General features: G+C 59.6%; 30 protein-coding genes, 1 tRNA gene and 1 pseudogene. 21 read left to right on the top strand and 11 right to left on the bottom strand.

What is annotated here, in order from left to right; translation table 11 throughout:
* Positions 1-29 precede the first annotated feature (29 nt).
* Entirely contained in the window at positions 30-1,463 is a 1,434-nt protein-coding gene (locus tag CEC48_RS05805) for a M48 family metalloprotease (protein ID WP_088422876.1), read from the bottom strand.
* A gap of 95 nt (positions 1,464-1,558) precedes the next feature.
* On the opposite strand from CEC48_RS05805, the gene CEC48_RS05800 reads away from it, so the two are divergent.
* Positions 1,559-1,798: a sulfurtransferase TusA family protein gene (locus CEC48_RS05800; protein WP_003211989.1), complete on the top strand. Its 240-nt coding sequence runs from the start codon at positions 1,559-1,561 to the stop codon at positions 1,796-1,798.
* Between the two features lie 40 nt (positions 1,799-1,838).
* Positions 1,839-2,909, top strand: a complete 1,071-nt coding sequence (locus CEC48_RS05795) for an AI-2E family transporter (RefSeq protein WP_003211986.1) — start codon at positions 1,839-1,841, stop codon at positions 2,907-2,909.
* 110 nt (positions 2,910-3,019) lie between these two features.
* On the opposite strand, the gene CEC48_RS05790 is transcribed toward CEC48_RS05795, so the two are convergent.
* Positions 3,020-3,493 (bottom strand): peroxiredoxin, encoded by a 474-nt coding sequence (locus CEC48_RS05790; protein WP_088422875.1) that lies wholly within the window; start codon positions 3,491-3,493, stop codon positions 3,020-3,022.
* A 10-nt stretch (positions 3,494-3,503) separates the two neighbouring features.
* The gene (locus CEC48_RS05785; protein ID WP_003172487.1) at positions 3,504-4,064 is read right to left on the bottom strand and encodes a glycine cleavage system protein R; all 561 of its coding nucleotides are present in this window, start codon (positions 4,062-4,064) and stop codon (positions 3,504-3,506) included.
* 260 nt (positions 4,065-4,324) lie between these two features.
* Here CEC48_RS05785 and dapA point away from each other — a divergent pair, with 260 nt between their 5' ends.
* From dapA to CEC48_RS05760, 5 genes are all read left to right on the top strand, one after another.
* Positions 4,325-5,203 carry a 4-hydroxy-tetrahydrodipicolinate synthase gene (dapA, locus tag CEC48_RS05780; protein WP_088422874.1) on the top strand — a complete coding sequence of 293 codons (879 nt, stop codon included), beginning with the start codon at positions 4,325-4,327 and terminating at the stop codon, positions 5,201-5,203.
* A gap of 17 nt (positions 5,204-5,220) precedes the next feature.
* Complete coding sequence (gene bamC, locus CEC48_RS05775) at positions 5,221-6,336, top strand: outer membrane protein assembly factor BamC (protein WP_088422873.1); 1,116 nt, start codon at positions 5,221-5,223, stop codon at positions 6,334-6,336.
* A gap of 4 nt (positions 6,337-6,340) precedes the next feature.
* Entirely contained in the window at positions 6,341-7,099 is a 759-nt protein-coding gene (locus tag CEC48_RS05770) for an MBL fold metallo-hydrolase (RefSeq protein WP_088422872.1), read from the top strand.
* A 28-nt stretch (positions 7,100-7,127) separates the two neighbouring features.
* Positions 7,128-7,841, top strand: coding sequence for a phosphoribosylaminoimidazolesuccinocarboxamide synthase (gene purC, locus CEC48_RS05765; RefSeq protein WP_003211975.1), 714 nt, complete (start codon positions 7,128-7,130; stop codon positions 7,839-7,841).
* An 83-nt stretch (positions 7,842-7,924) separates the two neighbouring features.
* Positions 7,925-8,014: transfer RNA gene (locus CEC48_RS05760), tRNA-Ser, on the top strand.
* Positions 8,015-8,070: 56 nt separating this feature from the next.
* Here CEC48_RS05760 and CEC48_RS05755 read toward each other — a convergent pair.
* Both CEC48_RS05755 and CEC48_RS05750 read right to left on the bottom strand, forming a co-directional pair.
* A complete protein-coding gene (locus CEC48_RS05755) occupies positions 8,071-8,442 on the bottom strand; it encodes a type II toxin-antitoxin system HigA family antitoxin (protein WP_088422871.1) in 372 nt (123 codons plus the stop codon).
* A gap of 3 nt (positions 8,443-8,445) precedes the next feature.
* Positions 8,446-8,748 (bottom strand): type II toxin-antitoxin system HigB family toxin, encoded by a 303-nt coding sequence (locus CEC48_RS05750; protein WP_088422908.1) that lies wholly within the window; start codon positions 8,746-8,748, stop codon positions 8,446-8,448.
* Positions 8,749-8,984: 236 nt separating this feature from the next.
* Here CEC48_RS05750 and CEC48_RS05745 point away from each other — a divergent pair, with 236 nt between their 5' ends.
* From CEC48_RS05745 to CEC48_RS05730, 4 genes are read left to right on the top strand one after another with little or no spacing between them, the layout of a single operon-like run.
* Positions 8,985-9,542 carry a cytochrome b gene (locus CEC48_RS05745; protein WP_088422870.1) on the top strand — a complete coding sequence of 186 codons (558 nt, stop codon included), beginning with the start codon at positions 8,985-8,987 and terminating at the stop codon, positions 9,540-9,542.
* Between the two features lie 43 nt (positions 9,543-9,585).
* Positions 9,586-10,137, top strand: coding sequence for a tetratricopeptide repeat protein (locus CEC48_RS05740; protein ID WP_256579675.1), 552 nt, complete (start codon positions 9,586-9,588; stop codon positions 10,135-10,137).
* 59 nt (positions 10,138-10,196) lie between these two features.
* Positions 10,197-10,694, top strand: a complete 498-nt coding sequence (locus CEC48_RS05735) for an RNA polymerase sigma factor (RefSeq protein WP_088422906.1) — start codon at positions 10,197-10,199, stop codon at positions 10,692-10,694.
* Positions 10,691-11,458: an anti-sigma factor gene (locus CEC48_RS05730; protein WP_088422869.1), complete on the top strand. Its 768-nt coding sequence runs from the start codon at positions 10,691-10,693 to the stop codon at positions 11,456-11,458. The genes CEC48_RS05735 and CEC48_RS05730 overlap by 4 nt, the downstream gene beginning before the upstream one ends.
* Before the next feature lie 11 nt (positions 11,459-11,469).
* Here CEC48_RS05730 and CEC48_RS05725 read toward each other — a convergent pair whose 3' ends face one another.
* Together CEC48_RS05725 and CEC48_RS31515 are read right to left on the bottom strand one after the other, a co-directional pair.
* A complete protein-coding gene (locus CEC48_RS05725; protein ID WP_088422868.1) occupies positions 11,470-11,886 on the bottom strand; it encodes a type II toxin-antitoxin system YafO family toxin in 417 nt (138 codons plus the stop codon).
* Between the two features lie 6 nt (positions 11,887-11,892).
* On the bottom strand, positions 11,893-12,039 hold the full coding sequence (locus CEC48_RS31515) for a hypothetical protein (protein WP_176438675.1): 147 nt from the start codon (positions 12,037-12,039) through the stop codon (positions 11,893-11,895).
* Positions 12,040-12,612: 573 nt separating this feature from the next.
* Here CEC48_RS31515 and CEC48_RS05720 point away from each other — a divergent pair.
* The 3 genes and pseudogenes from CEC48_RS05720 (at position 12,613) to CEC48_RS32075 (ending at position 14,784) form a co-directional block, all read left to right on the top strand.
* Positions 12,613-12,996, top strand: coding sequence for a DUF6124 family protein (locus tag CEC48_RS05720; protein ID WP_176438674.1), 384 nt, complete (start codon positions 12,613-12,615; stop codon positions 12,994-12,996).
* Positions 12,997-13,050: 54 nt separating this feature from the next.
* Positions 13,051-13,926 (top strand): annotated as a pseudogene (locus CEC48_RS32080) (MCP four helix bundle domain-containing protein); the annotation flags it as partial.
* A complete protein-coding gene (locus CEC48_RS32075; protein ID WP_371917745.1) occupies positions 13,921-14,784 on the top strand; it encodes a methyl-accepting chemotaxis protein in 864 nt (287 codons plus the stop codon). The pseudogene CEC48_RS32080 and the gene CEC48_RS32075, both read left to right, overlap by 6 nt.
* Here the strand turns inward: CEC48_RS32075 and CEC48_RS05710 are convergent.
* Entirely contained in the window at positions 14,753-15,604 is an 852-nt protein-coding gene (locus CEC48_RS05710; RefSeq protein ID WP_088422904.1) for a hypothetical protein, read from the bottom strand. The genes CEC48_RS32075 and CEC48_RS05710 overlap by 32 nt on opposite strands.
* 230 nt (positions 15,605-15,834) lie before the next feature.
* Here CEC48_RS05710 and CEC48_RS05705 point away from each other — a divergent pair, with 230 nt between their 5' ends.
* The gene (locus CEC48_RS05705) at positions 15,835-16,737 is read left to right on the top strand and encodes a LysR family transcriptional regulator (RefSeq protein WP_088422866.1); all 903 of its coding nucleotides are present in this window, start codon (positions 15,835-15,837) and stop codon (positions 16,735-16,737) included.
* Here the strand turns inward: CEC48_RS05705 and CEC48_RS05700 are convergent.
* Entirely contained in the window at positions 16,729-17,487 is a 759-nt protein-coding gene (locus CEC48_RS05700) for a substrate-binding domain-containing protein (protein WP_088422865.1), read from the bottom strand. The genes CEC48_RS05705 and CEC48_RS05700 overlap by 9 nt on opposite strands.
* 12 nt (positions 17,488-17,499) lie before the next feature.
* Positions 17,500-18,792, bottom strand: coding sequence for an MFS transporter (locus CEC48_RS05695; protein ID WP_088422864.1), 1,293 nt, complete (start codon positions 18,790-18,792; stop codon positions 17,500-17,502).
* A 198-nt stretch (positions 18,793-18,990) separates the two neighbouring features.
* Between CEC48_RS05695 and CEC48_RS31510 the strand changes: the two genes are divergently transcribed.
* Positions 18,991-19,137, top strand: coding sequence for a hypothetical protein (locus tag CEC48_RS31510; RefSeq protein WP_176438673.1), 147 nt, complete (start codon positions 18,991-18,993; stop codon positions 19,135-19,137).
* 120 nt (positions 19,138-19,257) lie between these two features.
* Here the strand turns inward: CEC48_RS31510 and CEC48_RS05690 are convergent, their stop codons facing one another.
* Positions 19,258-19,650 carry a VOC family protein gene (locus tag CEC48_RS05690; RefSeq protein WP_088422863.1) on the bottom strand — a complete coding sequence of 131 codons (393 nt, stop codon included), beginning with the start codon at positions 19,648-19,650 and terminating at the stop codon, positions 19,258-19,260.
* 134 nt (positions 19,651-19,784) lie between these two features.
* On the opposite strand from CEC48_RS05690, the gene CEC48_RS05685 reads away from it, so the two are divergent.
* The 5 genes from CEC48_RS05685 to CEC48_RS05665 all read left to right on the top strand — a co-directional run bounded on the left by CEC48_RS05685 (position 19,785) and on the right by CEC48_RS05665 (position 24,651).
* The gene (locus tag CEC48_RS05685) at positions 19,785-20,507 is read left to right on the top strand and encodes a GntR family transcriptional regulator (RefSeq protein WP_088422862.1); all 723 of its coding nucleotides are present in this window, start codon (positions 19,785-19,787) and stop codon (positions 20,505-20,507) included.
* Complete coding sequence (locus CEC48_RS05680; RefSeq protein ID WP_088422861.1) at positions 20,504-21,292, top strand: SDR family oxidoreductase; 789 nt, start codon at positions 20,504-20,506, stop codon at positions 21,290-21,292. Before CEC48_RS05685 ends, CEC48_RS05680 begins: the two co-directional genes overlap by 4 nt.
* An 82-nt stretch (positions 21,293-21,374) precedes the next feature.
* A complete protein-coding gene (locus CEC48_RS05675) occupies positions 21,375-22,307 on the top strand; it encodes a 3-keto-5-aminohexanoate cleavage protein (protein WP_088422860.1) in 933 nt (310 codons plus the stop codon).
* 68 nt (positions 22,308-22,375) lie between these two features.
* Positions 22,376-23,254 (top strand): SMP-30/gluconolactonase/LRE family protein, encoded by an 879-nt coding sequence (locus CEC48_RS05670; protein ID WP_088422859.1) that lies wholly within the window; start codon positions 22,376-22,378, stop codon positions 23,252-23,254.
* A gap of 74 nt (positions 23,255-23,328) precedes the next feature.
* Entirely contained in the window at positions 23,329-24,651 is a 1,323-nt protein-coding gene (locus CEC48_RS05665) for an MFS transporter (protein ID WP_088422858.1), read from the top strand.
* Positions 24,652-24,655: the final 4 nt, after the last annotated feature.

Genomic DNA, 24,655 nt, shown 5'->3' with positions numbered 1-24,655 from the left:
AGAGCGGGGCTTTTTTGTGGCTGCAAGGTTTAGCTCATCATGTCCTTGACCAGGCGTTCCTGTTCGATCAGTTCGCGCTGGCGTGCATCGATGCGCGAGGAGAGCGGGAAGTTGCTGCCGGCGCGGCGCTTGGCAAAGTCCAACTGCTGGATGGCTTGCTTGAAATCCCCGACCAGTGCGAAGTACTCGGCGCGGGCCTGATGCAGGCCGATGATGTTGCCCGACAAACCACGGGTTTCCGCGACCTGATACCAGACGTCCGGATCGTCCGTGCGTGATTTAAGCAGGCCTTCGAGGGCTTTTTCCGCGTCCGCGGTACGGTTCTGTTTGAGCAACAGGTCCACCCGCACCTGGTTTAGCGGATAGTTGCCTGGATATTGCGTCAACATCCGGTCCGTACGCTGCTGGGCATCCGGCAGGCGATTGTTGGTCATGTCCAGATCGATCTGTGCCAAGTTGTAGGTAATGTCGTTGGGCGCCTTGGCCAGCAGCAGCTTCAGGTTTTCCCGGGCCAAGTTGAACTGAGTACCTTTGATCTGGGCGATGGCGAGACCATAACGTGCTACGTCGCTTTTCGGGTTTTCATCCAGCTGAGCCTGGAAGCGTTTGGCTGCCAGGCCCGGTGTGTCTTCGTAATACAACTGCACACGAGCGCGTATCAGTTGATAACGCAGGCTGTCCTCAATACCGCCCGGTTTGGCTTGTTCCGCACGGTTGCGTGTGTCGGCGATCCGCGATTCGGTCACCGGGTGAGTCAGCAGGAATTCTGGTGGCTTGGCGTCGAAGCGGTACTGGCGCATCAAGCGTTCGAACATGGTCGGCATGGAGCGCGGGTCGTAGCCGGCCTTCTCCAGGTTGAGAATGCCGATACGGTCAGCCTCTTGCTCGTTTTGCCGGGAAAAGCGGCGTTGTTCCTGGATCGCGGCAGCTTGGCTGCCGGCGATCGCGGCAATGCCCGCGTCACCTGCGCCCGCCGCGGCGGCGATAATGCCGCCGAGCAGCGCAGCCATCATCGGGATCTGCATGCGTTGCTGCGCTTCCACGCCTCGGGCGAAGTGGCGTTGGGACAAGTGAGCCAATTCGTGGGCCAGCACCGAGGCATATTCGCCTTCGGTCTGGGCGTTGAGGAACAGGCCGCCGTTGACCCCGACAATGCCGCCCGGTGCGGCAAAGGCGTTCAATTGCGGGCTGTTGATCAGAATGAATTCGAGGCGCCGGTCGTTGACCTGGCTGGTCTCCACCAGTTTGTAAACGCTGGTTTCGACGTAGTCCTTGAGCTGCGGGTCATTGAGTTGCGAGACCTGGCCACGCAGGTAGGCCAGCCATGCCCGACCCAAATCGTATTCCTGTTTTGGCGAGACGATGGCAGAACTGGCGTCGCCAAGTGACGGCAGGTCGTCGGCGAAGCCTGGAGAGGCCAGCAGGCAAGCCAGCGTCAGCAGGGTAGGGCGCAAAAAAGTCATGCACAAAGCCTTTCGACAAAGACCTTACTGTAGCCGGACACTGAGCTTCGGACCAGATATTCTAAGCGCCCCCGATGCCCACCCGGAGCAAAACCATGACCGACGCTGTAGCCTTCGATGCCGAACTGGATGCCAGTGGCCTTAACTGCCCGCTGCCATTGCTCAAGGCCAAGCTGGAACTCAATCGGCTGGCCAGCGGCGCGGTACTCAAGGTGATCGCCACGGACGCGGGTTCCCAGCGGGATTTTCGTACGTTTGCCAAGCTGGCCGGCCACACCCTGTTGCATGAAGAAGACGAAGCTGGCGTCTATCGTTACTGGTTGCGCAAGGCCTGAATCGCTTGAATATGCTGTCCTTATCGCCTGAGGTTTATTGATGTTCAAAGTGTTACGTGACTGGATTCAGCGCTACTTCTCCGACGAAGAAGCCGTGGTGCTGGCCGTCCTGCTGTTTCTCGCCTTTACGGCTGTGCTCACCTTGGGTGGCATGCTGGCACCGGTATTGGCGGGGATGGTGCTGGCGTACCTGATGCAAGGCCTGGTCTCCATTTTGGAGCGCCTGCGCTTGCCGGGCGGCGCTGCGGTGGGGCTGGTGTTTGCCTTGTTCATGGGGCTTTTGCTGGTATTCATTGTGATCGTGGTGCCGCTGCTGTGGCATCAGTTGATCACCTTGTTCAACGAGCTGCCGGGCATGCTCGCCAAGTGGCAATCGCTGCTCTTGCTGCTGCCCGAGCGCTATCCGCACCTGGTGTCGGACGAGCAGGTACTGCAGGCCATTGAAGTGGCCCGGGGTGAAATCGGAAAGTTCGGTCAATGGGCGCTGACCTTTTCCCTTTCGAGCTTGCCGCTGCTGGTCAACATCATGATCTACCTGGTGCTGGTGCCGATCCTGGTGTTTTTCTTCCTCAAGGACCGCGAGATGATCGGTCGTTGGGTGCGTGGCTACCTGCCGCGTGAAAGGGCGCTGATTACCCGGGTCGCCGAGGAAATGAACCGGCAGATTGCCAACTACATCCGTGGCAAGGTCATTGAGATCTTTATTTGCGGCGGGGTCACCTACATCGGCTTTGTCGCACTGGGACTGAACTACGCAGCCCTGCTGGCGCTGCTGGTAGGCGTGTCAGTGGTGGTGCCTTACGTTGGCGCGGTGGTGGTGACGGTGCCGGTGATGTTGATCGCGCTGTTCCAGTGGGGCTGGAGTGATCAGTTCATCTACCTGATGGCGGTCTACGGCATTATCCAGGTGCTGGACGGCAACGTGCTGGTGCCGTTGCTGTTCTCCGAGGCGGTTAACCTGCATCCGGTGGCGATCATCTGTGCGGTGTTGTTGTTTGGCGGGTTGTGGGGCTTCTGGGGGGTGTTTTTTGCGATTCCCCTGGCGACGCTGTTCAAGGCGGTGCTGGATGCCTGGCCCCGGCAGGAGCCAGTAGTGGCGCCACTGTTGTAACTGTAGGAGCGAGCTTGCTCGCGAAGAGTTCACAGGCAACGCGTTCTTTCAGGGATGGCGCGTTATCGTTAACGACTTTCGCGAGCAAGCTCGCTCCTACAGGTTCGGTGTCAGGCTTTGTTTAGTGCCTGCGCCGCTGCCAGCACTGCATCCACATGGCCTGGCACTTTCAGACCCCGCCATTCCTGACGCAGCACGCCATCCTTGTCGATCAGGAAGGTGCTGCGATCAACCCCCAAGTATTCCTTGCCGTACAGCTTCTTCAGCTTGATCACATCAAACAGCTGGCAAACCGCTTCGTCCTTGTCGCTGATCAGCTCAAAGGGGAATTCCTGCTTGGCCTTGAAGTTCTCGTGGGACTTCACGCTGTCCCGGGACACGCCGAACACTTCGGTGTTGGCGGCCTTGAACGCTGCGTGCTGGTCACGAAAGCCCTGGCCTTCAGTGGTGCAGCCCGGGGTGCTGTCTTTCGGGTAGAAGTAGATCACCACTTGCTTGCCCTTGAGCCCGGCAAGGCTGAAGGTTTGCCCGCTGGTGGCCTGGGCTTCGAAGTCGGCTACCGGTTTGTCGATGACTACAGCCATGAAAGCTTCCTTACATTGGGTTCTGTGGGCGCCATGGCTCGATCAGTGCGTCGAGGTTCAGGGCATCGGCGAAATCCAGGAACTGGTCGCGCAGCCAGCTGATTTGCACGCCGGCAGGCAAGGTCACGGTAAAGGTGGCGTTGAGCATGGTGCCGCCGGTCTGCGGGGCCTGATAGGTGTCGCAGGTCAGGTTTTCCAGCTCGACGTTGTGGTCGATAAAGAACTGGCACAGCTCGTTGACGATGTCCGAACGGTAGGCCGAGCTGACATAGGCCACGTAAGGCAGCGCCTGGGGACGGTTCTCCAGGGCGGCACTGCGCACCACGTTGACCGTGAAGTCATGCTTCTTGGCCAAGCCCGGCAAGCCGGTTTCAAGGCGGGCCAGCGCATCCCAGGTTCCGGAAATCTGCAGGACCAGCGCACTGCACTCGCCATGGCGGGTCAGCCGGGAGGTCACGACGGCGCAGCGGTTTTCATGGCTGGCGCGGCACAGGACGTTAGTCAGCTCCATGGGGTTGGCGCCAAGGGCACTGATGACAAGGAATTGTTCGCGGACTGTGGGGGTGGACATGCAGCCTTCCTAAAGCGATGAGCGGTCGATACGATGAAGCAGTATCAATCAAAGGATGAAGGGTAGCGAAAACCATCGCCAAGGGCTAGGAGGTGGCGTTTTCATTACGTAATCAGCTTCATCAAACCCCACTTTGGCCCAATGATGGTGTTGCGGCGAACTAAGTTGATCCAGAACGCGTCCTCAGGCGGTACTTCGCTTGTACAAGCATCTTGGCGCCAGTACCATTACCGCTCTCTTTTTCCGGCAGGAGCGGTTGCATGATTGCGGGCAGTATGGTGGCACTGGTCACACCCATGGATGCACAAGGTAATCTCGACTGGGACAGCCTGGGCAAACTGGTGGACTTCCACCTGCAAGAGGGCACCAACGCCATTGTGGCGGTCGGCACCACGGGTGAATCGGCCACGCTTGATGTGGAAGAACACATCGAAGTGATCGAGTTCGTGGTCAAGCGCGTAGCAGGGCGTATTGCTGTCATCGCCGGCACGGGCGCCAATTCGACCCGCGAAGCGATCGAATTGACCAAGAACGCCAAGAAAGCCGGCGCCGATGCCTGCCTGCTGGTGACGCCTTACTACAACAAGCCGACCCAGGAAGGCCTGTACCTGCACTTTCGCGCCATCGCCGAAGCCGTCGATATCCCGCAGATCCTCTACAACGTGCCCGGCCGCACCGCCTGCGACATGAAGGCCGAGACCGTGATTCGCCTGTCCACCGTGCCGAACATCATCGGTATCAAGGAAGCCACCGGTGACCTGCAACGCGCCAAGGACATCCTGGCCGGCGTCAGCAGTGACTTCCTGGTGTACTCCGGTGACGACGCCACTGCCGTTGAACTGATCCTGTTGGGCGGCAAAGGCAACATCTCGGTGACTGCCAACGTCGCACCGCGCGCCATGAGCGAGCTGTGCGCCGCTGCTATTGCCGGTGATGCGGTCAAGGCCCGGGCGATCCACGAACAACTGGCACCGCTCAACAAAACCCTGTTTATCGAATCCAACCCTATCCCCGTGAAATGGGCGCTGCATGAGATGGGCCTGATGCCGGACGGTATCCGTCTGCCGCTCACCTGGCTCAGCGAAGCCTGTCACGAACCGCTGCGACAGGCCCTGCGCCAGTCCGGCGTCCTGGTTTAATTGAGGAAGCACTACGCATGAAGCGATTGGCCGGACTTTCCGCACTTGCCTTGATTATCTCCAGCACCAGTGGCTGCGGTTGGATCTGGGGCCCGGAAGGCTACTTCCGCGACCGCGGTAGCGATTACCTGGAAGCCCAACAAACCGCCCCGATGAAATTGCCGTCGGACGTCAATGTCGCCAAGCGCCTTGACCCGTTGCTGCCGATCCCGCGCAACGTGGCCGACGACACCTTCAAGGGTGAGTACGAAGTGCCGCGTCCACAGCCGTTGTCGGCCGTGGCCGATGCCAGCGACTACAGCCTGCAGAAGAGCGGCGACACCCGTTGGGTCATGGCCCAGCGCCCACCTGCCGAAGTCTGGCCGGTGGCCGTACAGTTCTTCCAGGACAACGGTTTCCGCATTGATGAGCAACGCCCGCAGACCGGTGAATTCACCACTGCATGGCAGCACACCAGCGAACTGTCGGCATCCATGGCCAAGCGCCTGCAAGCTGGCGGCGTAGCCAATGACAGCGAAGCCCGCATCCGCGTGCGTATCGAGCCAGGCGTGCAACGCAACACCAGTGAAGTCTACGTGGTGAGCGCCGAGCGTCCTGCTGGCAGCACCGCCAACGTCGACTTCACCCCGCGCTCGGTCAACACCGGCGTGGACGCTGCCCTGGTCGACGAAATGCTCGCCAGCATGAGCCGTATCTCCGAGAAGGGCGGTTCTGTTTCGCTGCTCGCTGCCGGTAGCTTTGACACACCTAGCCGCGTCAGCCTCAGCGAAGACGGCAGCGGCAACGTTGTGCTCAACCTGGGTGAAGACCTGGACCGCGCCTGGTCGAGTGTCGGCCGCGCGCTGGAACACGGCGAATGGCGCGTTGAAGACATCAACCGCAGCCTGGGCCTGTACTACATCAACTTGGCCGAAAAAGCCGAGAAGAAAGACGAAGAGCCAGGTTTCTTCAGCAAGTTGTTCGGCAGCAAGCCGACCAAGGAAGAGATCGAAACTCGCGCCGAGCGTTACCAGGTTCGTTTGAGCAAGGTAGGCGACAGCGTGCAAGTCACCGTCGAGAAAAACATCAACACCGTGGCGCCGGCCGATGTGGCGCGCAAAGTGTTGGGCGTGATTCAGGACAACCTGGGCTGATCCGATGCGTTTTGCCGTTCTCGGCAGCGGTAGCCAAGGGAACGGCACGCTTGTAGCCCACGACGACACGTACGTCCTGGTGGATTGTGGTTTCTCCCTGCGAGAAACCGAGCGACGCCTGCTGCGCCTAGGGGTTCACCCCACGCAGCTGAGTGCGATTCTGGTGACCCACGAACATGCCGACCACGTGCATGGCGTGGGTTTGCTGTCTCGGCGCTACAATCTTCCGGTGTACCTGAGTCGCGGTACCTTGCGCGGGATGCGCAAACCGATTGAACCCGCAGGTTTGCTGGCCGGTGGCGAGCAATTGCAAATTGGTGCCTTGAGCATCGATGTGATTGCCGTGGCCCACGATGCCCAGGAGCCGACGCAATACGTATTCAGTGACGGTGAACGGCGCTTTGGCCTGCTCACTGACCTGGGTTCCTACTGTGCCAAGGTGCTGGACGGTTATCGCAACCTCGATGCATTGATGATTGAGTCCAACCACTGCCGTGACCTGCTTGCGCGTGGTCACTACCCGAACTTTCTGAAGCTGCGGGTCGGCGGGCAGTTTGGGCATTTGAACAACCACCAGGCGGCGTACCTGGTGTATGAGTTGGGCTGGCAAGACCTGCAACACCTGGTCCTGGCCCACCTGAGCAGCAAGAACAACCTGCCGCAGTTGGCCCGGCAATGTTTTGTCGACACCCTTGGGTGCGATCCGGACTGGCTGCAACTGGCCGATCAAGATTCAGGGCTCGACTGGCGACACATCGCCTAGCCCACCTACTTAGCAAGCGGAGCCCATCATGGAAAAACGTGAAGAACTCTACCGCGGCAAAGCCAAATCGGTTTACAAGACCGACGACGCCAACCGCTTGATCCTGCTGTTTCGCAACGACACCTCGGCGTTCGACGGCAAGCGCATCGAACAGCTCGACCGCAAAGGCATGGTGAACAACAAGTTCAACGCCTTCATCATGCAGAAACTCGAAGCGGCCGGCATTCCGACCCAATTCGACAAACTGCTGGGCGACAACGAATGCCTGGTGAAAAAGCTCGACATGATCCCGGTCGAGTGCGTCGTGCGTAACTACGCGGCCGGTAGCCTGGTGAAGCGTTTGGGCGTGGAAGAGGGCCTCAAGCTCAATCCTTACACCTTCGAACTGTTCCTGAAAGACGACGCCAAGGGTGACCCGTTCATCAACGAATCCCATGTGGTGGCATTCGGTTGGGGCACCGCTGAGCAACTGGCGCGCATGAAAGAACTGTCGCTGAAGGTCAACGACGTCCTGAGCAAACTGTTCGACGACGCCGGCCTGCTGCTGGTGGACTTCAAACTCGAATTCGGCGTATTCCATGACGGCTCCATCGTCCTGGGCGACGAATTCAGCCCGGACGGCTGCCGCCTGTGGGACAAAGACACCCGCAAGAAGATGGACAAAGACCGCTTCCGCCAGGGCCTCGGTGACGTCATCGAAGCCTACGAAGAAGTCGCCAACCGTCTCGGCGTACCGCTGTAATCGACGCAAGCATCTGATAGCACGGAAAAAAATCGCTTAGGCGCTTTGCTTCCACGAAACAGGCTGTTATGATGCGCGCCGTTGGAGAGATGCCAGAGTGGCCGAATGGGACGGATTCGAAATCCGTTGTACCTTCACCGGTACCTAGGGTTCGAATCCCTATCTCTCCGCCATTACATAGAAAAAGCCCCGTAGTTGAATAAACTACGGGGCTTTTTCGTTTCTGGTCTCAAGCAATCTTTACTGGCTTTATCAGGCTTTCTGCCGGAATCCCAAACATCTCATGCAACTTCCAAATCATCGGCAGCGTAAGAGCCCGCTTTCCATTCAGTACCTCATAAACCCGATTCTGTCGGCCAATAGCAGGTACCAGGTCAGCCGCAGATAGCCCCGACTGCTCCATTCTGAAACGAATGGCGTCCACCGGGTTGGGCAAGTCCACCGGGAAGTGCTTCGCTTCGTAGGCTTCAATGAGTGTAATCATCACATCAAGATAGTCGCCTTCAGGCGTGCCGGGCTCAGGCTCATTGTCGAACAATGGCGATACAGCCTTCAGCGCGTCCCGGTAGTCTTGCTCAGTGTGAATAGGGCGAATGTTCATGGCTTACTCCATTTCAACTGTATCGGCATCAATGACGTCGTACTGCTTATGCGTACCGACGAATTTGATATAGAGGGCGCCGTAGCGATAAGCCACGGCAACCACGAGCCGATAGTCGTTACCTCTGATGTTGAACACGACCCGCCGGCTCTTTAGAACGCTGGCGTGACGAAACTGAGCCTTGATATCAGCCGGGGTCTTCCAGTCTGCTTTTTTGACCTCATCAATCCAGGCGAGGAATGATTGCTCTGCATCCGGGTGTTTTTGCCAAAACGTCTTTAGTTGGCTGACAGCGACGATTCTCATTAAAGACCCTAGTCCCATGGTGGGACTTTTTCAAGTGCGTTTCATCTGGTGGGTAATGCTCAGATAAGCCGTAAGTCTCATAAAACGCGAAGTGGGAGGCGAGGGATTTGGTTTCTGGGTGTTTTCCTTCCAGCCCAAAAGCGTTGTATCCGGTCGCACTCGCATAAACTTTCACTCGCGACCGAATAACTCCCCCCACTGCGGTGTTCACCACACAGACCACCCAGGAAGCGCCCATGAACACCTCCGCCGACCGCTACGACCGCCTGACCCGCACCTTCCACTGGCTGACCGCCGCCCTGGTGATTTTTATGTTCGCCAGCGCCCACATCTGGGAAAACCTGGAAAAAGGCACGCCACTGCGCAAGGGCCTGCAATCCGTCCATATCTCCCTGGGCATCGCCATGGCGGTGCTGATTGCTGCACGTATCCTCTGGCGCCTGTTCGGCGGCAATCACCCAAAGGCCGACACCCATCCCGCGCTTAACATGGCCGCCAAAGTCGCCCACGTCTGTCTATACCTGTTACTACTGACGCAGGTAATCCTGGGCTTCCTGTTCCGCTGGGCCCAAGGCGAGCCGTTCAATTTTTTCGGACTGTTCCCCGTCCCCGCGCCGTTTGTGATTGATCACGAGCTGCGTGGCACTTTGGGTGGCCTGCACAACAACGTCGCGTGGGCGATCATCGTGCTCGCCGGGCTGCATGCCTGCGCCGCGCTGTGGCATCACTACGTCAAGCGTGACAGCACGTTGCGCCGTATGCTGCCTGGCCCTCGGGGCGACCTTCAACATTGAGTTTGCTGCTGTACTTTCCCTATCGTTACGGAGCATTACAACCATGAAGAATCGCCACGAAAATGCCGTTGGTTACCGCACCGCTCTGTTCTTCGGTGCCTGCATGGCCGCCGCGCTATTGGCCGGCCAGGCCCACGCTTCCGGTGATGAATCGGCGCCACCCAAGCCTAACTGCCCCAAAGGCCAGGTCTGGGATACCAAGACCGGTAAGTGCGTGCTGCAAACCAGCAAAGCCACGTCGGACGCCGACCGTACCGATTACGCCTATCGCCTGGCCAAGGACGGGCGTTACGACGAAGCCCTCTCACTGCTCGATACCCTGAAAAACCCGAACACCGCCAAGGCCCTGAACTACCGCGGCTACGCCACCCGCAAGCTGGGCCGCACCGATGAAGGCATCAGCTACTACCTGAAGTCCGTGGCACTGGACCCCAACTACGCACAGGTTCGTGAGTATTTGGGTGAGGCCTATGTCATCAAGGGCCGCGTGGACCTGGCGCAGGAGCAACTGGTGAAAATCAAAGCCCTGTGCAGCACCACCTGCGAAGAGTACGAAGACCTGGCCGAAGCCATTGCCGCCGCGCCTCAGGCTTAAACGCATGAGCGAACAGTCGGGAGACAGCCATAACCAAAGACGCTGAATTGCGCCGTGAGTTGAGCCAGTTGTTGCCGCGGTTATGGCGATACGGCTTAGTGCTGTCGCGACAAAAGCATGTGGCTGATGACCTGGTGCAAGCTACCTGCGTGCGTGCGCTAGAGCGCGCCGGCCAGTTTGTGGCCGGCACGCGGCTGGACCGCTGGTTGCTGACGATCATGCATTCGATCTGGCTTAACGAATTGCGCTCGCAGCGCGTGCGGCAAGGGCAGGGGTTTGTTGATGCGGAGCAGGAGTTATCCTTCGATGGCGAAACCCTGGCTCAGGACCAAGTGCTGGCCGCGCAGGTGATCAAACGCGTCAATGCACTGCCCGAAGCGCAGCGGGAAACGGTTTTTCTGGCCTACGTCGAAGGGCTTTCATACAAGGAAATTGCCGAGGTCCTGCACATCCCGGTGGGAACGGTGATGAGCCGGCTGGCCGCTGCGCGCTTGAAGCTGGCTGAAACTGCGCAATCAAGCGGCCTGTTGGATAAATCGAGCGGAGAACGACGATGACTCAAAATACCCTACCGTCGGATGAACTGCTGGTGGCTTATCTGGACGGTGAGTTAGACCCTGAGCAGCGCCAGCTTATCGATAACCTGCTTGGGGTCGATTCCGCCGTGACGGCCCGGATGGAGCAACTCAAGCGCGGCGACTTGCCGTTCAAGGCAGCGTTCGATTCTGTTCTCGAGCAAGCCCCTACAGAGCGTTTGCAGGTGATGCTCGATGCCTTGCCGCCGGCACAAGCACCGACCCTGAGTCGACGCAGGTTTCTCGCGGTAGCGGCAAGCTTTGCGGTGGCCGGTGTGGTCGCCGACCGCCTGTTCATGACGTGGCCCCGACCTGAGCCCGGTTCGGGCTGGCGCGCCTCGGTCGCCGAATACATGGCGCTGTACACGCCCCAAACCCTGGAAAACCTCAGCGCCGATCCCGACTCCCATATCGCCCAACTGAGTTCGGTAGGGCGCCAACTCGGTCTGCCGCTGAACCCTGAGGTGATAAGCCTGCCGGGCGCGGAGTTCAGGCGTGCACAAATCCTCGATTATGACGGCGTACTGATCGGCCAATTGACCTACCTCGATGCGCGCCACGGCCCGTTGGCGCTCTGTATTACGGCAGCAAAAAAAGGTGCCGTGGCCATGGCTAATGAACAGCGTCGCGGCATGAACGTGGTGTTTTGGTCCAGCTCGACCCATGCCTTCATGTTGATTGGCCGGAACCCGTTTGAGGATTTGCAGATTATGGCGCGCAGTGCCGAGAAGGCGTTGCCTGCCTAGAAATACGGTATTCAATCATCAATATCGGGATAGACGACTCTTCCGAGTATCCAAGGCGTAACCACATCGTTATGAACGGTGCGCAGAAATGAGCCCCACTCGGTGCGATTGTGAGCATCAGGTCCGATAACGGTTAGTAACAGATAGTCATCGCAGTAGGGGTCATGGGCATAAATTAGCCAGAAGTCGTTATCAGGATCGTTGCGGAGAGTGGTGCGGTAATACTGGCCTTTGATCTTCGCCCATTGAACCTGGGTCTGAGACGTGCCAGCCAGATCAATATGATGCAGGTCGCTGAGATCAAGGCTTTCATCCCTGCCAAAAATAGGCGGCAGCTCGCCGCACACTTTGTAGTTGAAAAAGTGAGCGGCGAAATTTTCCCAGTGACTGATTTTTTGAAACAGCGGAGAGATTTTGACCGCGGGCATTCAATCCTACTTGGAGATTGGAAGCTTGCCGCTGATCACAAAGGTGTCGAAAGCTTTTTGTCCATCACGCGCGGCTTGCCATACATCAAGGAAGCTCAGCTCTTCGCTGACGGCCTTTTTGCGTGGCTTCTCGATTTTTTTGGTGATGGCCATCGGAGCCTCCGAAGGAAGTGTGTTCATAGCGTTCAGCTTATGTGGATAGTGATAGCCGAGCAAACCGCAGGCTTGATGGGCCGAGGCAAAGGACTATATCCATTGGCTTGATAGCGGCTCAAGACCTCTGCAGAAGGACGAGGCTGATAACACCGTCAGGTAAATCTCTATTGGGCTGAAGATGATGGATTAGCTGAACGAATGATGGTGGGTGGGCTTCCCTCATACACTAGCAAGAGGGCGCAAGGTGCCTTGCTAGTTACACCCTTTCAGTGATGTCTGTAGCCTGATTCTTTAGCTGCCAGTGCAGGGTTGCGCTGCCTGAGGCACGGCGGTAACCTTCGCCCCGTCGCCCCCATGGCGACCGGTTTTGACAGACCGATTTACAGGTGTACAACCTCCATACGATTACAGGCTGTTTTAGCTGTGGCGTCGTTTTATGGCGGCTGTACGTGGGGCATCTTCGGGTGCGCCGGGTCCTGTATACCGGTCTGTCAACCCGCGTACAGCTGCCACCCAATCCTGTTTGACAGCAGGGGAATGGCAGCTCCGATTACATACAGGAGCTACACCATGAAAAAGATCACCCCCAATCCCCCTGATTCCTTCGACGCTCGCGCGCACAACAAGCTCACTGACGGAAAAATGTCCGACGCGGCGCAAAGAGCGCTTGATTATTATCTGAGTGAACCTGCGCCCGAATCGGCTGAAACCGGCGAGCGCCCACCACGCAAAATCTTCCTCGTAGGTGCCGATGTAGGCACCGAAGAAGCACTGGCCAACGCCACTGAAATCCTGTCGTCAGCATCGGAAACGGCGTACCGCTGCGCCGATGGTCAAGACAGCATTCACTACCGATTGACCATGGGGCTAGCCCAGTTGATCGAGAATGCCCAGGCGTTGGTAGACTCTGTACTCGACCGTCAATTTGCAGCTGATAAACCAGCCAGCCTGTGAGCGCCAACCACACCCCGCAAAGCCCGCTGTAGCTAAAAGCCAGCGGGCTTTTTCATGGAAGATTTATATCTGGGGAGTTCCCGCGAATCTCCCTCAAGTCCTGTCCCACGTGGCCGAAACTATGTCATACGATGTCGTATGCTAATAATGAGAACAATCGCCATGTCGCTCCGCAGCCTGTCCATTGCCCGCCGTGCGGGTCTCGGTTTTGCCTTGATTGCCTTGCTCGTGGCGCTGCTGGGGTTTTTTGCGCTCTCGAACATGGCGAGCATCCGCGAAAGCGCCGTGCAGGTTGAACGTGGCCTGGTGCCCAAAATGCGCCTGGTGTCGGATATTCGCGAAATCATGCTGCGCATCCGCACCATTTCCCTGCGCATGGCCCTTGATTCCAGCGCGGCGAGCATCCCGCAATACCGCAGCCAGATGGACACCCGTAGCCAGGACCTGACGAAAAAACTCGCCGACCTGGATGCCGTAATCGACACTCCCGAAGTGCGCACTCTCTATGATCAGTTCCAGGTTTCGCTGCGTCAGTACCAGCAAGGCCTCACCCAGTCGTTCATTCTCGCCGACAAGCAGCAACTCGCCGAACTGAACAAGCTGCTGCTGGTAGACATGAAAACCGTGGTCGACGGCTCCGGCAATCAGCTCAATGCCTTGGCCGATTACTACAACGCCCAGATCAACCTGCAGGGCCAGACGGCAGAGGCGCAGTACAGCCGCTCGCGCACGATGGTCTTCGGCTTTGTGCTGCTGGCCGCGTTGAGCACCGTGGCGCTGGCCTGGTTGCTGACGCGCAGCATCGTTGGCCCCCTGAGCCACGCGGTGCGCGCCGCAGAAAACGTCGCCCAGGGCGACCTGACGCAGACCGTTGATGTGACCGGCGATGACGAAGTGACGCGCCTGCTCGTGGCACTGCAGAGCATGCAAGGCAGCCTGCGCAGCACCTTGCAGTTGATTCGCCAATCAGCCGGGCAGATGGCGGCATCGGCCACCGACCTCAACGGCATCACCGACCAGAGCAACCGCAGCCTGCAAAAGCAGACCGCTGAAATCGAGCAAGCCGCCACCGCGGTCAACGAGATGACTTCGGCTGCCGATGAGGTGGCACGTAATGCTGTCTCCACTTCCGAATCCACCCGGCTCTCAAATGAAACCGCCCGCGATGGCCAGCAACGCGTTGGTGAAACGGTCAGCGCGATTCAGGCGCTGAGTACAAACATCGGTGAAACCTCAAGCCTGGTGCAGAACCTCGCCGATCAGTCGCGGGATATCGGCAAGGTGCTCGATGTGATTCGCTCCATCGCCGAGCAGACCAACCTGCTGGCCCTGAACGCCGCCATCGAGGCTGCGCGTGCCGGTGAGTCCGGGCGTGGCTTTGCAGTGGTGGCCGACGAAGTGCGTGCGTTGGCCCACCGCACACAGCAATCGACCCTGGAGATCGACCAGATGGTTACTGCGATGCGCAGCGGCTCCAGCCAGGCGCTGACGTCGATGCAGTCGAGCACCCAGCGGGCCAGCGAAACCTTGATCCTGGCCGAAGGGGCCGGTGGCGCACTGAGCCAGATCACCGACTCCATCGACCAGATTCACCAGCGCAACCTGGTCATCGCCAGCGCCGCCGAGGAGCAGGCCCAGGTGGCGAAGGAAGTGGACCGCAATATCGTCAATATTCGTGACCTGTCCGCCCAATCGTCCTCGGGCGCGGGGCAGATCAATGGTTCAAGCCATGAGCTGGCGCGGTTGGCTGTTTCGCTCAATGAGGCGGTGGCGCGGTTTCAGTTGTAACGGGGTCTACGAGTGCCAGGGACGGCACCAATTCAAGGACACGGTTACGACCGCCTTCGGCCACCAGATACGTTCCCTTCGTCGTACGCACAATCGACTGTGGCGCCTTCAGGAAAGACAGAATTGTCTGCTGGCGCCCTTGCTTGTCGATCAACAACAAACGCGCGCGATGTGTTGAATCTTCGTTGATCCACAACCCGCGTTCATCGCACATCAAGAACGTGGGTTTGTTCAGCTTGCTCAGTACCACCGGATCGCTGCCGTCGTTGGTCAGCTCTCGCACCACGCCTTTCTTCTTTTCCGTGTAGAGCATGCGCCCATCCGTGCAGCGAACAATCGACTCACCTTCGCTGAGTTGGTCACGCACTACGCTCAATGTTTTATCACTCCAGCGATAGCGCAGTATGCGGGCACCTACCTTGCGGTCTTCGATGGCGTAGAGGAACTCGCCGTCGTCCCACAGCCCTTGTACGCTGTCGCCCTTGAACAGTTCGGTGACGACGCCGTCCTTGAGGAAGCTGACGGGCGCGCCATCCACTTCCTGGCTGAACACCCAGCCGCCCTGAGTGGCGACCATTCCATCGGGTTTGGATAGATTGCCTACCACCCGTTCGCGTTTTCCGTCCGGGAGGATGCGCACGATACTGCCAAGTCCATTGCTCAATTCCTGGCTGACCATCAGTGAACCATCGAGCATCGGCATCAGCGACGCAGCCTTTGCCACATCGCGGTGGATCACTTGAACGCTCCAGTTATTGGCGGCGCTGACTGGATAGAAGCTTTGCCAGGCGAAGAAGCCCAGGGTGGCGGTGCACAGCAGGCCCGATAGCCCTAAACCCAATCGGAGTGCTCGATAAGATGAGTGGGTTGCATGAGCCCTTTTTATTGTTTTATCCATTGATGACTGCCGATAGGTATTTGTGAAGAGGATTTGCACGCGTCCGCCACCGTATCAAGCACAGGGCCCAACATCACCCTGCTTTTTTCAGGCGGGTACAAGCCGCTGTCCCCCATAATGACGTCACCCGCGACTACCCAACGGCTCACTCGATGATCATCAACTTCGACCTCAACGACCTCCAAGCCTTCCGCGCCGTCGTAGACAAGGGCAGTTTCCGTGCGGCGGCCGAAGCCATCCGTATCTCCCAGCCGGCCCTCAGCCGGCGCATCGAGAAGCTCGAATCCGCCCTCGACGTCAAACTCTTCGAGCGCACCACGCGCCGGGTCAGCCTGACCATGGTCGGCCGCGCATTCCTGCCGCAAGTCGAACGCATGCTCGATGACCTGGACATCGCCCTGATGGGCATCAGCAACGTGGCCTCAACCCGCATGGGCAACGTCACCATCGCCTGTGTGCCGTCCACCGCGTACTACTTCATGCCCCACGTGATCTCCGAATTCCACAAGCTCTATCCGAAGATTCGCCTGCGGGTGTTGGACGCGAGTGCCGGTGAGGTGTGTGCGGCGGTGGAAAGTGGCGAGGCGGATTTTGGCGTGAGTTTCAGCGGCAGCCTGGCAGACGGGGTGGAGTTCGAGCTGTTGCTGCAAGAGCGTTATGTGCTGGCCTGTCGCCGGGAGCATCCATTGGCGGACCGGGCCAGTGTGACGTGGGCCGAGGCCTACGAGCACGACTACATCACCGTGGACAAGACCTCAGGCAATCGCTTTTTGCTGGACCAGGCCCTGCGCGGCGTGCGGGTGAAAAAGCAAAGCATCTGCGAAACCCATCACGTGACCACGATGATCGGGCTGGTGGAGGCGGGGCTTGGGGTGGCGATGGTGCCGTCGATTGCGATGCCGGCAGGCAAGCACCCGATTCTGATGAGCGTGCCGTTGGTGGAGCCGGAGGTGGTGCGCAACGTGGGGTTGATCAAGCGCCGCGGGCGTACGTTGACGCCGGCGGCACTGGAACTGGAGCGGTTGACGCGTGAGATGCCATTCCGGTCAGTGTGAGACCGAATCCAGGCCGGTGGCTTGCACCACCGGTTGCGCCTGGGGCGAGGCGAGGAATTGCAGGAGCTTTTTCGCCTGCGCCGGGTGTTCGGCGTTCACCGGAATGCCTGCGGCAAAACGGGTGACGGACTGCACGTCTTCAGGGATCTTTCCGACGTAGGTCACGCCCGGAATCGGCAGCAATTCGGAGACCTGCTGCAAACCCACTTCGTAGTCACCCTTGGCCACCTGGGAGGCCACCGGGATGCGTTCGATCATAGTGCCCTTGGACGGCATGCCGAGTTTCTTGAACAGTTCCTTTTCGACGTAGACGCCGCTGGCGCTGTCCGAATACGCGACGGATTTGGCCTTGGTCAGTACTGCCTTCAGTTCGGCATCGGTGGCAATCGAAGGCTTGGCCGCGCCTTCCTTGACCACCAGGCCGATGCGCGAATCCGCCAGTTCAACGCGGGACGCCTTGTCGACCTTGCCTTGCTTGATCAGCTCGTCCAGGGCGTAGCCGACCATGATCACCACATCGGCGTGTTCGCCACGGGCGAGGCGGTTGGGAATCGCTTCCGGCGCCTTGCCCATCGACGGGCCGAGGATGGTGTCGAGGGTGTCGCCGCTCTGGGTGGCGTATTGCGCACCCAGTACCTTGTAGGCCGCGGTGAAGCCGCCGGAGGTCATGACTTTCAGTTCTTCAGCGTGGGCAACCATCGCCAGGGAGCCGATCGCCAGTGCCGCCAGAGTTTTCAATATGGGTTTCATCAGCATGACTCCTCAGGCGACTTGTACACGGCCACTGGCACGGCGATACAGCGCGAATGTCGCGCAAAAGGCGCACAACGCGGCGAACATCAGCCAGTAGGCCGGCGAAGCCTTGTCGCCCGTCTCGTGGATAAACCAGGTGGAAATTGCCGGGGTAAAACCACCGAAAATCGCGGTCGCCAGGCTGTAGGCGAGGGAGAAGCCTGCCACACGCACTTCCACCGGCATGATTTCGGTCAGGGCCGGGATCATTGCGCCGTTGTACATGCCGTAGAGGAAGGAGAACCACAGCAGGGTTTCCAGCATGTGCGCGAAGCTTGGCGCATTGACCACGTAGGAAAGTGCCGGGTAGGCGGTAAGCACGGTCAGAGCGGTCATGGCGACCAGCACGGGCTTGCGGCCAAAGCGGTCACTGAGGGTGCCGCCGATGGGCAGCCAGATGAAGTTCGATACAGCCACCAGCAACGTCACCAGCAGGGCGTCGGAGGTGGTCAGGTTGAGCACGGTTTTGCCGAAGGTCGGTGCGTATACGGTGATCAGGTAAAACGCGGTGGTGGTCATCGCCACCATCATCATGCCGCCGATTACGAGGGTCCAGTTCTTCACCAGGGTGGCCAGCACTTCGCGCATGGTTGGGCGGTGCTTGCGGTTGGCGAACTCTTCGGTTTCCTGCAGGTTACGACGCAGGATGAAGATGAACGGGATGATCACGCAGCCGATGGCGAACGGAATGCGCCAGCCCCAATCGGCAACCACGGCCGGTTCCATCCATTGGTTCAGGCCATAACCCAGGGCGGCCGCGACCACGATGGAGATCTGCTGGCTGCCCGACTGCCAGCTGGTGTAGAAACCCTTGCGGCCCGGGGTGGCCATTTCGGCCAGGTACACCGACACGCCGCCCAGTTCTGCGCCGGCCGAGAAGCCTTGCAACAGGCGGCCTATCAGCACCAGCAGCGGAGCCCACAACCCAATGGTGTGATAGCCCGGCACCAGCACGATCAGCAGGGTGCCACTGGCCATGATCGCCAGGGTCACGATCAAGCCTTTGCGACGGCCCACATCATCGATGTACGCGCCGAGGATGATTGCCCCCAGCGGGCGCATCAAAAAGCCCGCGCCGAACACAGCGAAGGTCATCATTAATGACGCAAATTCATTGGCAGCAGGGAAGAAAGCGGCAGCGATATAGGTGGCATAAAAGCCGAACAGAAAGAAGTCGAACTGTTCGAGAAAGTTGCCGGAGGTGACGCGAAAGACCGCGCCGACTTTGGAGCGGGCAGAGTCAGGCCGTGAAGGGTTTTGCATTTTTTTGTGTCTCCAGCGTTCTTTTTAAAGTGCTTGTTTCGCTTAAGACCGCGGATAGTGGCTGACACATTTAGAAATGATAAGTGAGTTGTTTACATGCATTGATGTGTCTTGGTTATCAATCGGCGAGATCACACAAAACCGCTCCCTCATCTATGCTTCCCCAGTGTGTCCAATTCTTACGGATGGGAGGTGGGTATGAGCAACGAACCGAAGCAGCATGATGAGTTGGAGCAGGAGCGCGCCAGGCAGCGTCGCGAGGAAGAGAAACCGCAGACCTGGAAGCATCCGGACGATGGCACGGAGCTGTCCGAGCGCGACCAGGAGCGCCCGCTCAAGCCTTGATGGCCCTTCTTTTGTAGGAGCGAGCTTGCTCGCGAAAAACCAGAGAGCGCCGCTGGGTATCAGATACCCAGCGTCATCGTTGGCGACCTTCGCGAGCAAGCTCGCTCCTACAGTATTTCGTCAGTTCTGAATCGGCGTACACAACTCCACCAGCGTCCCATCCGGGCATCGCACATAAGACACCACCTGCCCCCAGGGCTTGGTACTCGGCGCTGAAAGCTCTGTTGCACCTTCAGCCAGCGCTCTGGCATGGGCCTTTGACACATCCTCGGTAACAAACCCCAACTCCATCCCCAGCGGCTGCCGTGAAGCATGCGCCTGCACGTGCCCACCCTTGAAATTCATCTCGCCCAACTCATGTGCGGCGAAGGAGAGGGTGGTGCCACCCGTATCCAGCTCTCCATACGTCCCCGATTCATGCAGGAAACGGTGACTGAACCCGAAGGCTTTTTCAAAGAATTGCAGGGATGCAGCCACATCCGGGACGTAGACGATGGTGTAGGCGAATTTCATGGTTCAGCGGTCCTTGCTTGAGAGGGGGATCATTAAAGTCAGCGCTGCACTCACGGTCAACGGGAAACTATTTGACATATTTGATTTGTGATCACATATTGGGGGCATAAGAACGACAACACAGGTTTTGACTCATGACAGATGGCCCGCTCCTCCTTCCTACCTTGCGCCAGGTGTCGCGCGATACCTTGCAAGACCAGGTCTACCGCCAGATCCGCGAAGCCTTGATGAGTGGTCGTTTCCAGCCCGGCCAGAAACTCACCATCCGCGGCCTCGCCGAAGCCCTCGGCTCCAGCCCCATGCCGGTGCGCGAAGCCCTCCAGCGCCTCAGCGCCGAAAACGCCTTTGAAGTCACCGAAACTTCCCGCCTGCGGGTACGCATGATGACGGTCGAACGCCTGCGCGAGATTCGCGATGCGCGGGTCGCCCTGGAAGGTTTGCTGGCGGAAAAGGCTGTGTTGCTCCTTGAAAAAGCCGACCTCGACGAAATTGCCGACCTCTGCCAGCAGATGCAACAGGCCGCCGACGAAGTCGACGTTTCCCGCTACCTGTGGACCAACTTCGCCTTTCACCGACGCATCTATGCCGTCGCCCAGGCCGAATTGACCATGGCCGCCGTGGAAAACTTCTGGCTGCACATGGGCCCGTGTTTCGCCCTGGTCGCTCCCGATAAAGCTCACTTGCAGCGCTCGATGGAGGCGCACACGCGCATCGTCGAAGCCCTGGCCGCCCGCGATGGTGCCGGCGCCCGTGCTGCCGTGACCGATGACATCATGCAGGCCGCCGATTCGCTGGCGCGCCTGCTCGTCAAGAACGACCGTTCGCGGTCGTCTGTTTCAGGAGGTAAACGTGCATGAGTGTCCTACAGCGGCTGCAGCCCTATCCTGGGTTACGTGTTTTGATTTCCGGCGGGGCTGCCGGCATCGGTGAAGTGTTGGCGGCGGCCTATCTGGAGGCGGGCGCCAAGGTGCATGTGTGTGATATCAGCGAACCGGCCCTGGCGGCGTTTCGCGATAAATACCCGGGCACTGTCGCCACCCGTGCCGACGTGAGTGATGCCGCGCAGATCGAGGCGGTGTTCCAGGTGCAGCGCGAGCAGTTCGGCGGGCTGGATGTACTGGTCAACAACGCAGGGATTGCCGGGCCCACCGGTGGCATCGACGCCATCAGCGACGCCGAGTGGCAAGCCACGATCACTATCAACCTGACGGCGCAATATCGCTTTGCCCACCACGCGGTGCCGATGCTCAAGGAATCGTCCCACGGCCATCTGCTGCATATCGCCTCGGTCGCAGGGCGCCTCGGCTACGCCTGGCGCACGCCGTATGCCGCGACCAAATGGGCGATCGTCGGCCTGATGAAATCGCTGGCCTCGGAGCTGGGCGAAAGCGACATCCGCGTCAACGCCTTGCTGCCCGGCATCGTCGAAGGCCCGCGCATGGACGGCGTGATTCGCGCCCGTGCCGAACAAGTCGGTGTGCCTGAAGCCGAGATGCGCCAGGAATACCTCAACAAGATCTCCCTCAAGCGCATGGTCACCGCCGAAGACGTCGCGGCCATGGCCTTGTTTCTCTGCTCGCCCGCCGCCCGCAATGTCACCGGCCAAGCGATCAGTGTCGACGGTAACGTCGAGTATCTGTAGGCCTCGCTAGCAAGTCGCCAAGGAAGAACACACAAGCCACACCCGGGATTTTTTTCATAAGAATAAAAGTCGGAGAATCGTCATGTCCAAAAAACGTCCTGTCATCATCACCTGCGCCGTTACCGGTGCCATCCATACGCCGTCGATGTCGCCGCATTTGCCGATCACCGCGCAGGAAATTGCCGACGCCGCCATCGGCGCCGCCGAAGCGGGCGCCGCCATTGTGCACCTGCATGCCCGTGATCCGATCGATGGCCGTCCCAGCCAGGACCCGGCGTTGTTCGCCGAATTTTTGCCGCACATCAAGGCCGCCAGCGACGTGGTGATCAACATCACCACCGGCGGCGCGCCGACCATGGGCGTGGAAGAACGCCTGCAACCGGTGATGCAGTTCAAGCCGGAACTGGCCTCGCTGAACATGGGCTCGATGAACTTCGGCCTGTACGAAATGCTCAACCGCTTCACCGAGTTCAAGCACGACTGGGAGCGTCCGTACCTGGAAGAAAGCGACGACCGGATCTTTCGCAACACCTTCCGCGACATTACCCACATCCTCAATTCCTGCGCCGAAAACCGCACACGCTTCGAAATCGAGTGCTACGACATCGGCCACCTGTACACCGCCGCCCACTTCCTGGAGCGCGGCCTGCTCAAGCCGCCGCTGTTTATCCAGTCGGTATTCGGTTTGCGTGGCGGTATCGGCGGCCACCCGGAAGATTTGGCCCACATGCGCCGCACTGCCGATCGCCTTTTCGGCGACGACTATGTGTGGTCAATCCTCGGCGCTGGCCGTGGGCAGATTCCGCTGGCAACCATGGGCTTGTCCATGGGCAGCAACGCCCGGGTCGGCCTGGAAGATTCGTTGTGGGATGGCCCAGGCAAATTGGCCGCATCCAACGCCGATCAGGTACGGCGCATTCGCACCGTGATCGAAGCCCTCGGCCACCGGGTCGCCACGCCGGATGAAGCGCGGGAAATCCTCGGGCTCAAGGGGCGCGACCAGGTCAACTTCTAAGTGATAAACCGGCCGCGTCACCGCGCGGTCATGCCCATCCCGCACAACAACAAAAAAGGGATAACACCATGCGTATCGAAGTGCTTGTGGACGTGAAGACCACCCTGGGCGAAGGCCCGGTGTGGGACATCGAGCAACAACGACTGTATTGGATCGACAGCGCCGACGGCCGGATCCTGCGCTGCACCGACGACGGGCGCGAGCTGCGCGCCTGGGACGTGGGCCAGAAAATCGGCTCCATGGCCCTACGGCATAGCGGCGAGCATGCCATCGTCGCCCTGCAAAACGGCGTGCACATCCTCGACCTCAACAGCGGTGAACTGGCGCTGGTGATCGACCCGGAGCCCATGCTGCCCAACAACCGCCTCAACGACGGCAAGGTCGACCGCCAGGGCCGCTTTGTCTTCGGCTCCATGGACACCCTCGAAGACAGCGCCAGCGCCAAACTCTACCGGCTGGACGCGGACCTGAGCCTGCACACCCTGGACGAAGGCATCATCGTGTCCAACGGCCCGTGCTGGAGCCCGTCGGGTGACACGTTCTACTTCTGCGACACCTGGTCCGGCGAAATCTGGGCCTATGACTACGACCAAGGCAGTGGAGCCGTGAGCAATCGACGCACCTTCGCCAAGGTCGACACCCGTGGCGGTGGCGCTGCCGACGGCTGCACCGTGGATGCCGAAGGCTGCCTGTGGCAGGCCTTGGTCTACGCCGGGCAACTGGTGCGCTACACACCGGATGGCCAGGTCGACCGGATCGTCCAGATGCCAGTGAAAAAGGTCACCAGCCTGACCTTTGGCGGGCCGAACCTGGACACCCTGTTCGTCACCTCCATGGCCAAGCCGCCGCTGCCGCGCTTCCCGGCCGACGGTCAGCAGCGCGGGGCGCTTTTTGCGATCACCGGGCTGGGCGTGCAAGGAATAGCCGAGCGACGGTTCGCCAGCTAGCGCGTTTTTTCAATAAGGCATATTCCTTCCGCAACCTTGTGTCAGTGCGCGCCCTCGCGCGCCTGGAGAAACCCATGGCAACCTTAAAAAAAGCCTCGCTGCGCAGTATTCACCGACACTCCTGGGTGTCGCTGCTGGTGTGCTGGATGATCTGGATCCTCAACGCCTACGACCGTGAGATCGTGCTGCGCCTGGGGCCGACCATCTCCAAACATTTCGATTTGTCGGCTGATCAGTGGGGCACCATGGCCACAGTGATCATGCTCGCCCTGGCCCTGCTGGATATTCCAGGTTCAATGTGGAGCGACCGCTACGGCGGTGGCTGGAAGCGCGCGCGGTTCCAGGTGCCGCTGGTGCTGGGCTACACGGCGATCTCGTTTCTCTCCGGGTTCAAGGCCCTGAGCGGCAACCTCGCGACCTTTATTGCGCTGCGGGTGGGCGTCAACCTCGGCGCGGGCTGGGGCGAGCCGGTGGGCGTGAGCAACACCGCCGAATGGTGGCCGGTGGAGCGTCGTGGTTTTGCCCTTGGCGCGCACCACACCGGTTACCCGATCGGCGCCATGCTCAGCGGCATCGTCGCCAGTTTTGTCATCAGCACCTTTGGTGAAGACAACTGGCGCTACGTGTTCTTCTTCGCGTTTGTGGTGGCGTTGCCGCTGATGATTTTCTGGGCACGGTATTCCACCGCCGAACGCATCACCGCGCTGTACGTCGACATCGCGGCCAAGGGCATGACGCCGCCGGACAACGCACCGGCCAGCCAAGTGAAGGGCCACGCCTGGCGCACTTTTATTGCCACGTTGCGCAACCGCAATATTGCCCTGACGGCGGGTAATACGATGCTGACCCAAGTCGTGTACATGGGCGTCAACATCGTGCTGCCGGCCTACCTGTACAACATCGTCGGGTTGTCCCTGGCCGAGTCGGCGGGGATGAGCGTGGTGTTCACCCTCACCGGGATTCTCGGGCAACTGGTGTGGCCGTCGCTGTCGGACATCATTGGCCGGCGCGTCACCCTGATCATCTGCGGGGTGTGGATGGCCGCCAGTGTCGGCGCGTTTTATTTCGCCAATACCCTGACCCTGATCATCGTCGTGCAACTGCTGTTCGGCCTGGTGGCCAACGCGGTGTGGCCGATCTACTACGCGGTGGCCTGCGACTCGGCCGAGCCGTCGGCGACGTCCACCGCCAACGGCATCATCACCACCGCGATGTTTCTCGGTGGCGGCCTGGCGCCGGTGCTGATGGGCAGCCTGATTGCCATGGGCGGCGGCTGGACCACCTTGCACGGCTACACGGTGTGCTTCTTTGTGATGGCCGGCTGTGCCCTGGGCGGGGCGCTGCTGCAACTGTTTTCCCATCGCCCGCCAGCGCTGGTCGCGCAACTCGAACCCTAGAACA

It is taken from the genome of Pseudomonas sp. K2I15 (assembly GCF_002204795.1).
GTDB lineage: Bacteria > Pseudomonadota > Gammaproteobacteria > Pseudomonadales > Pseudomonadaceae > Aquipseudomonas.
Note: the sequence above shows the minus strand (reverse complement) of the source record. Positions and strands in the feature narration are given on the sequence as shown.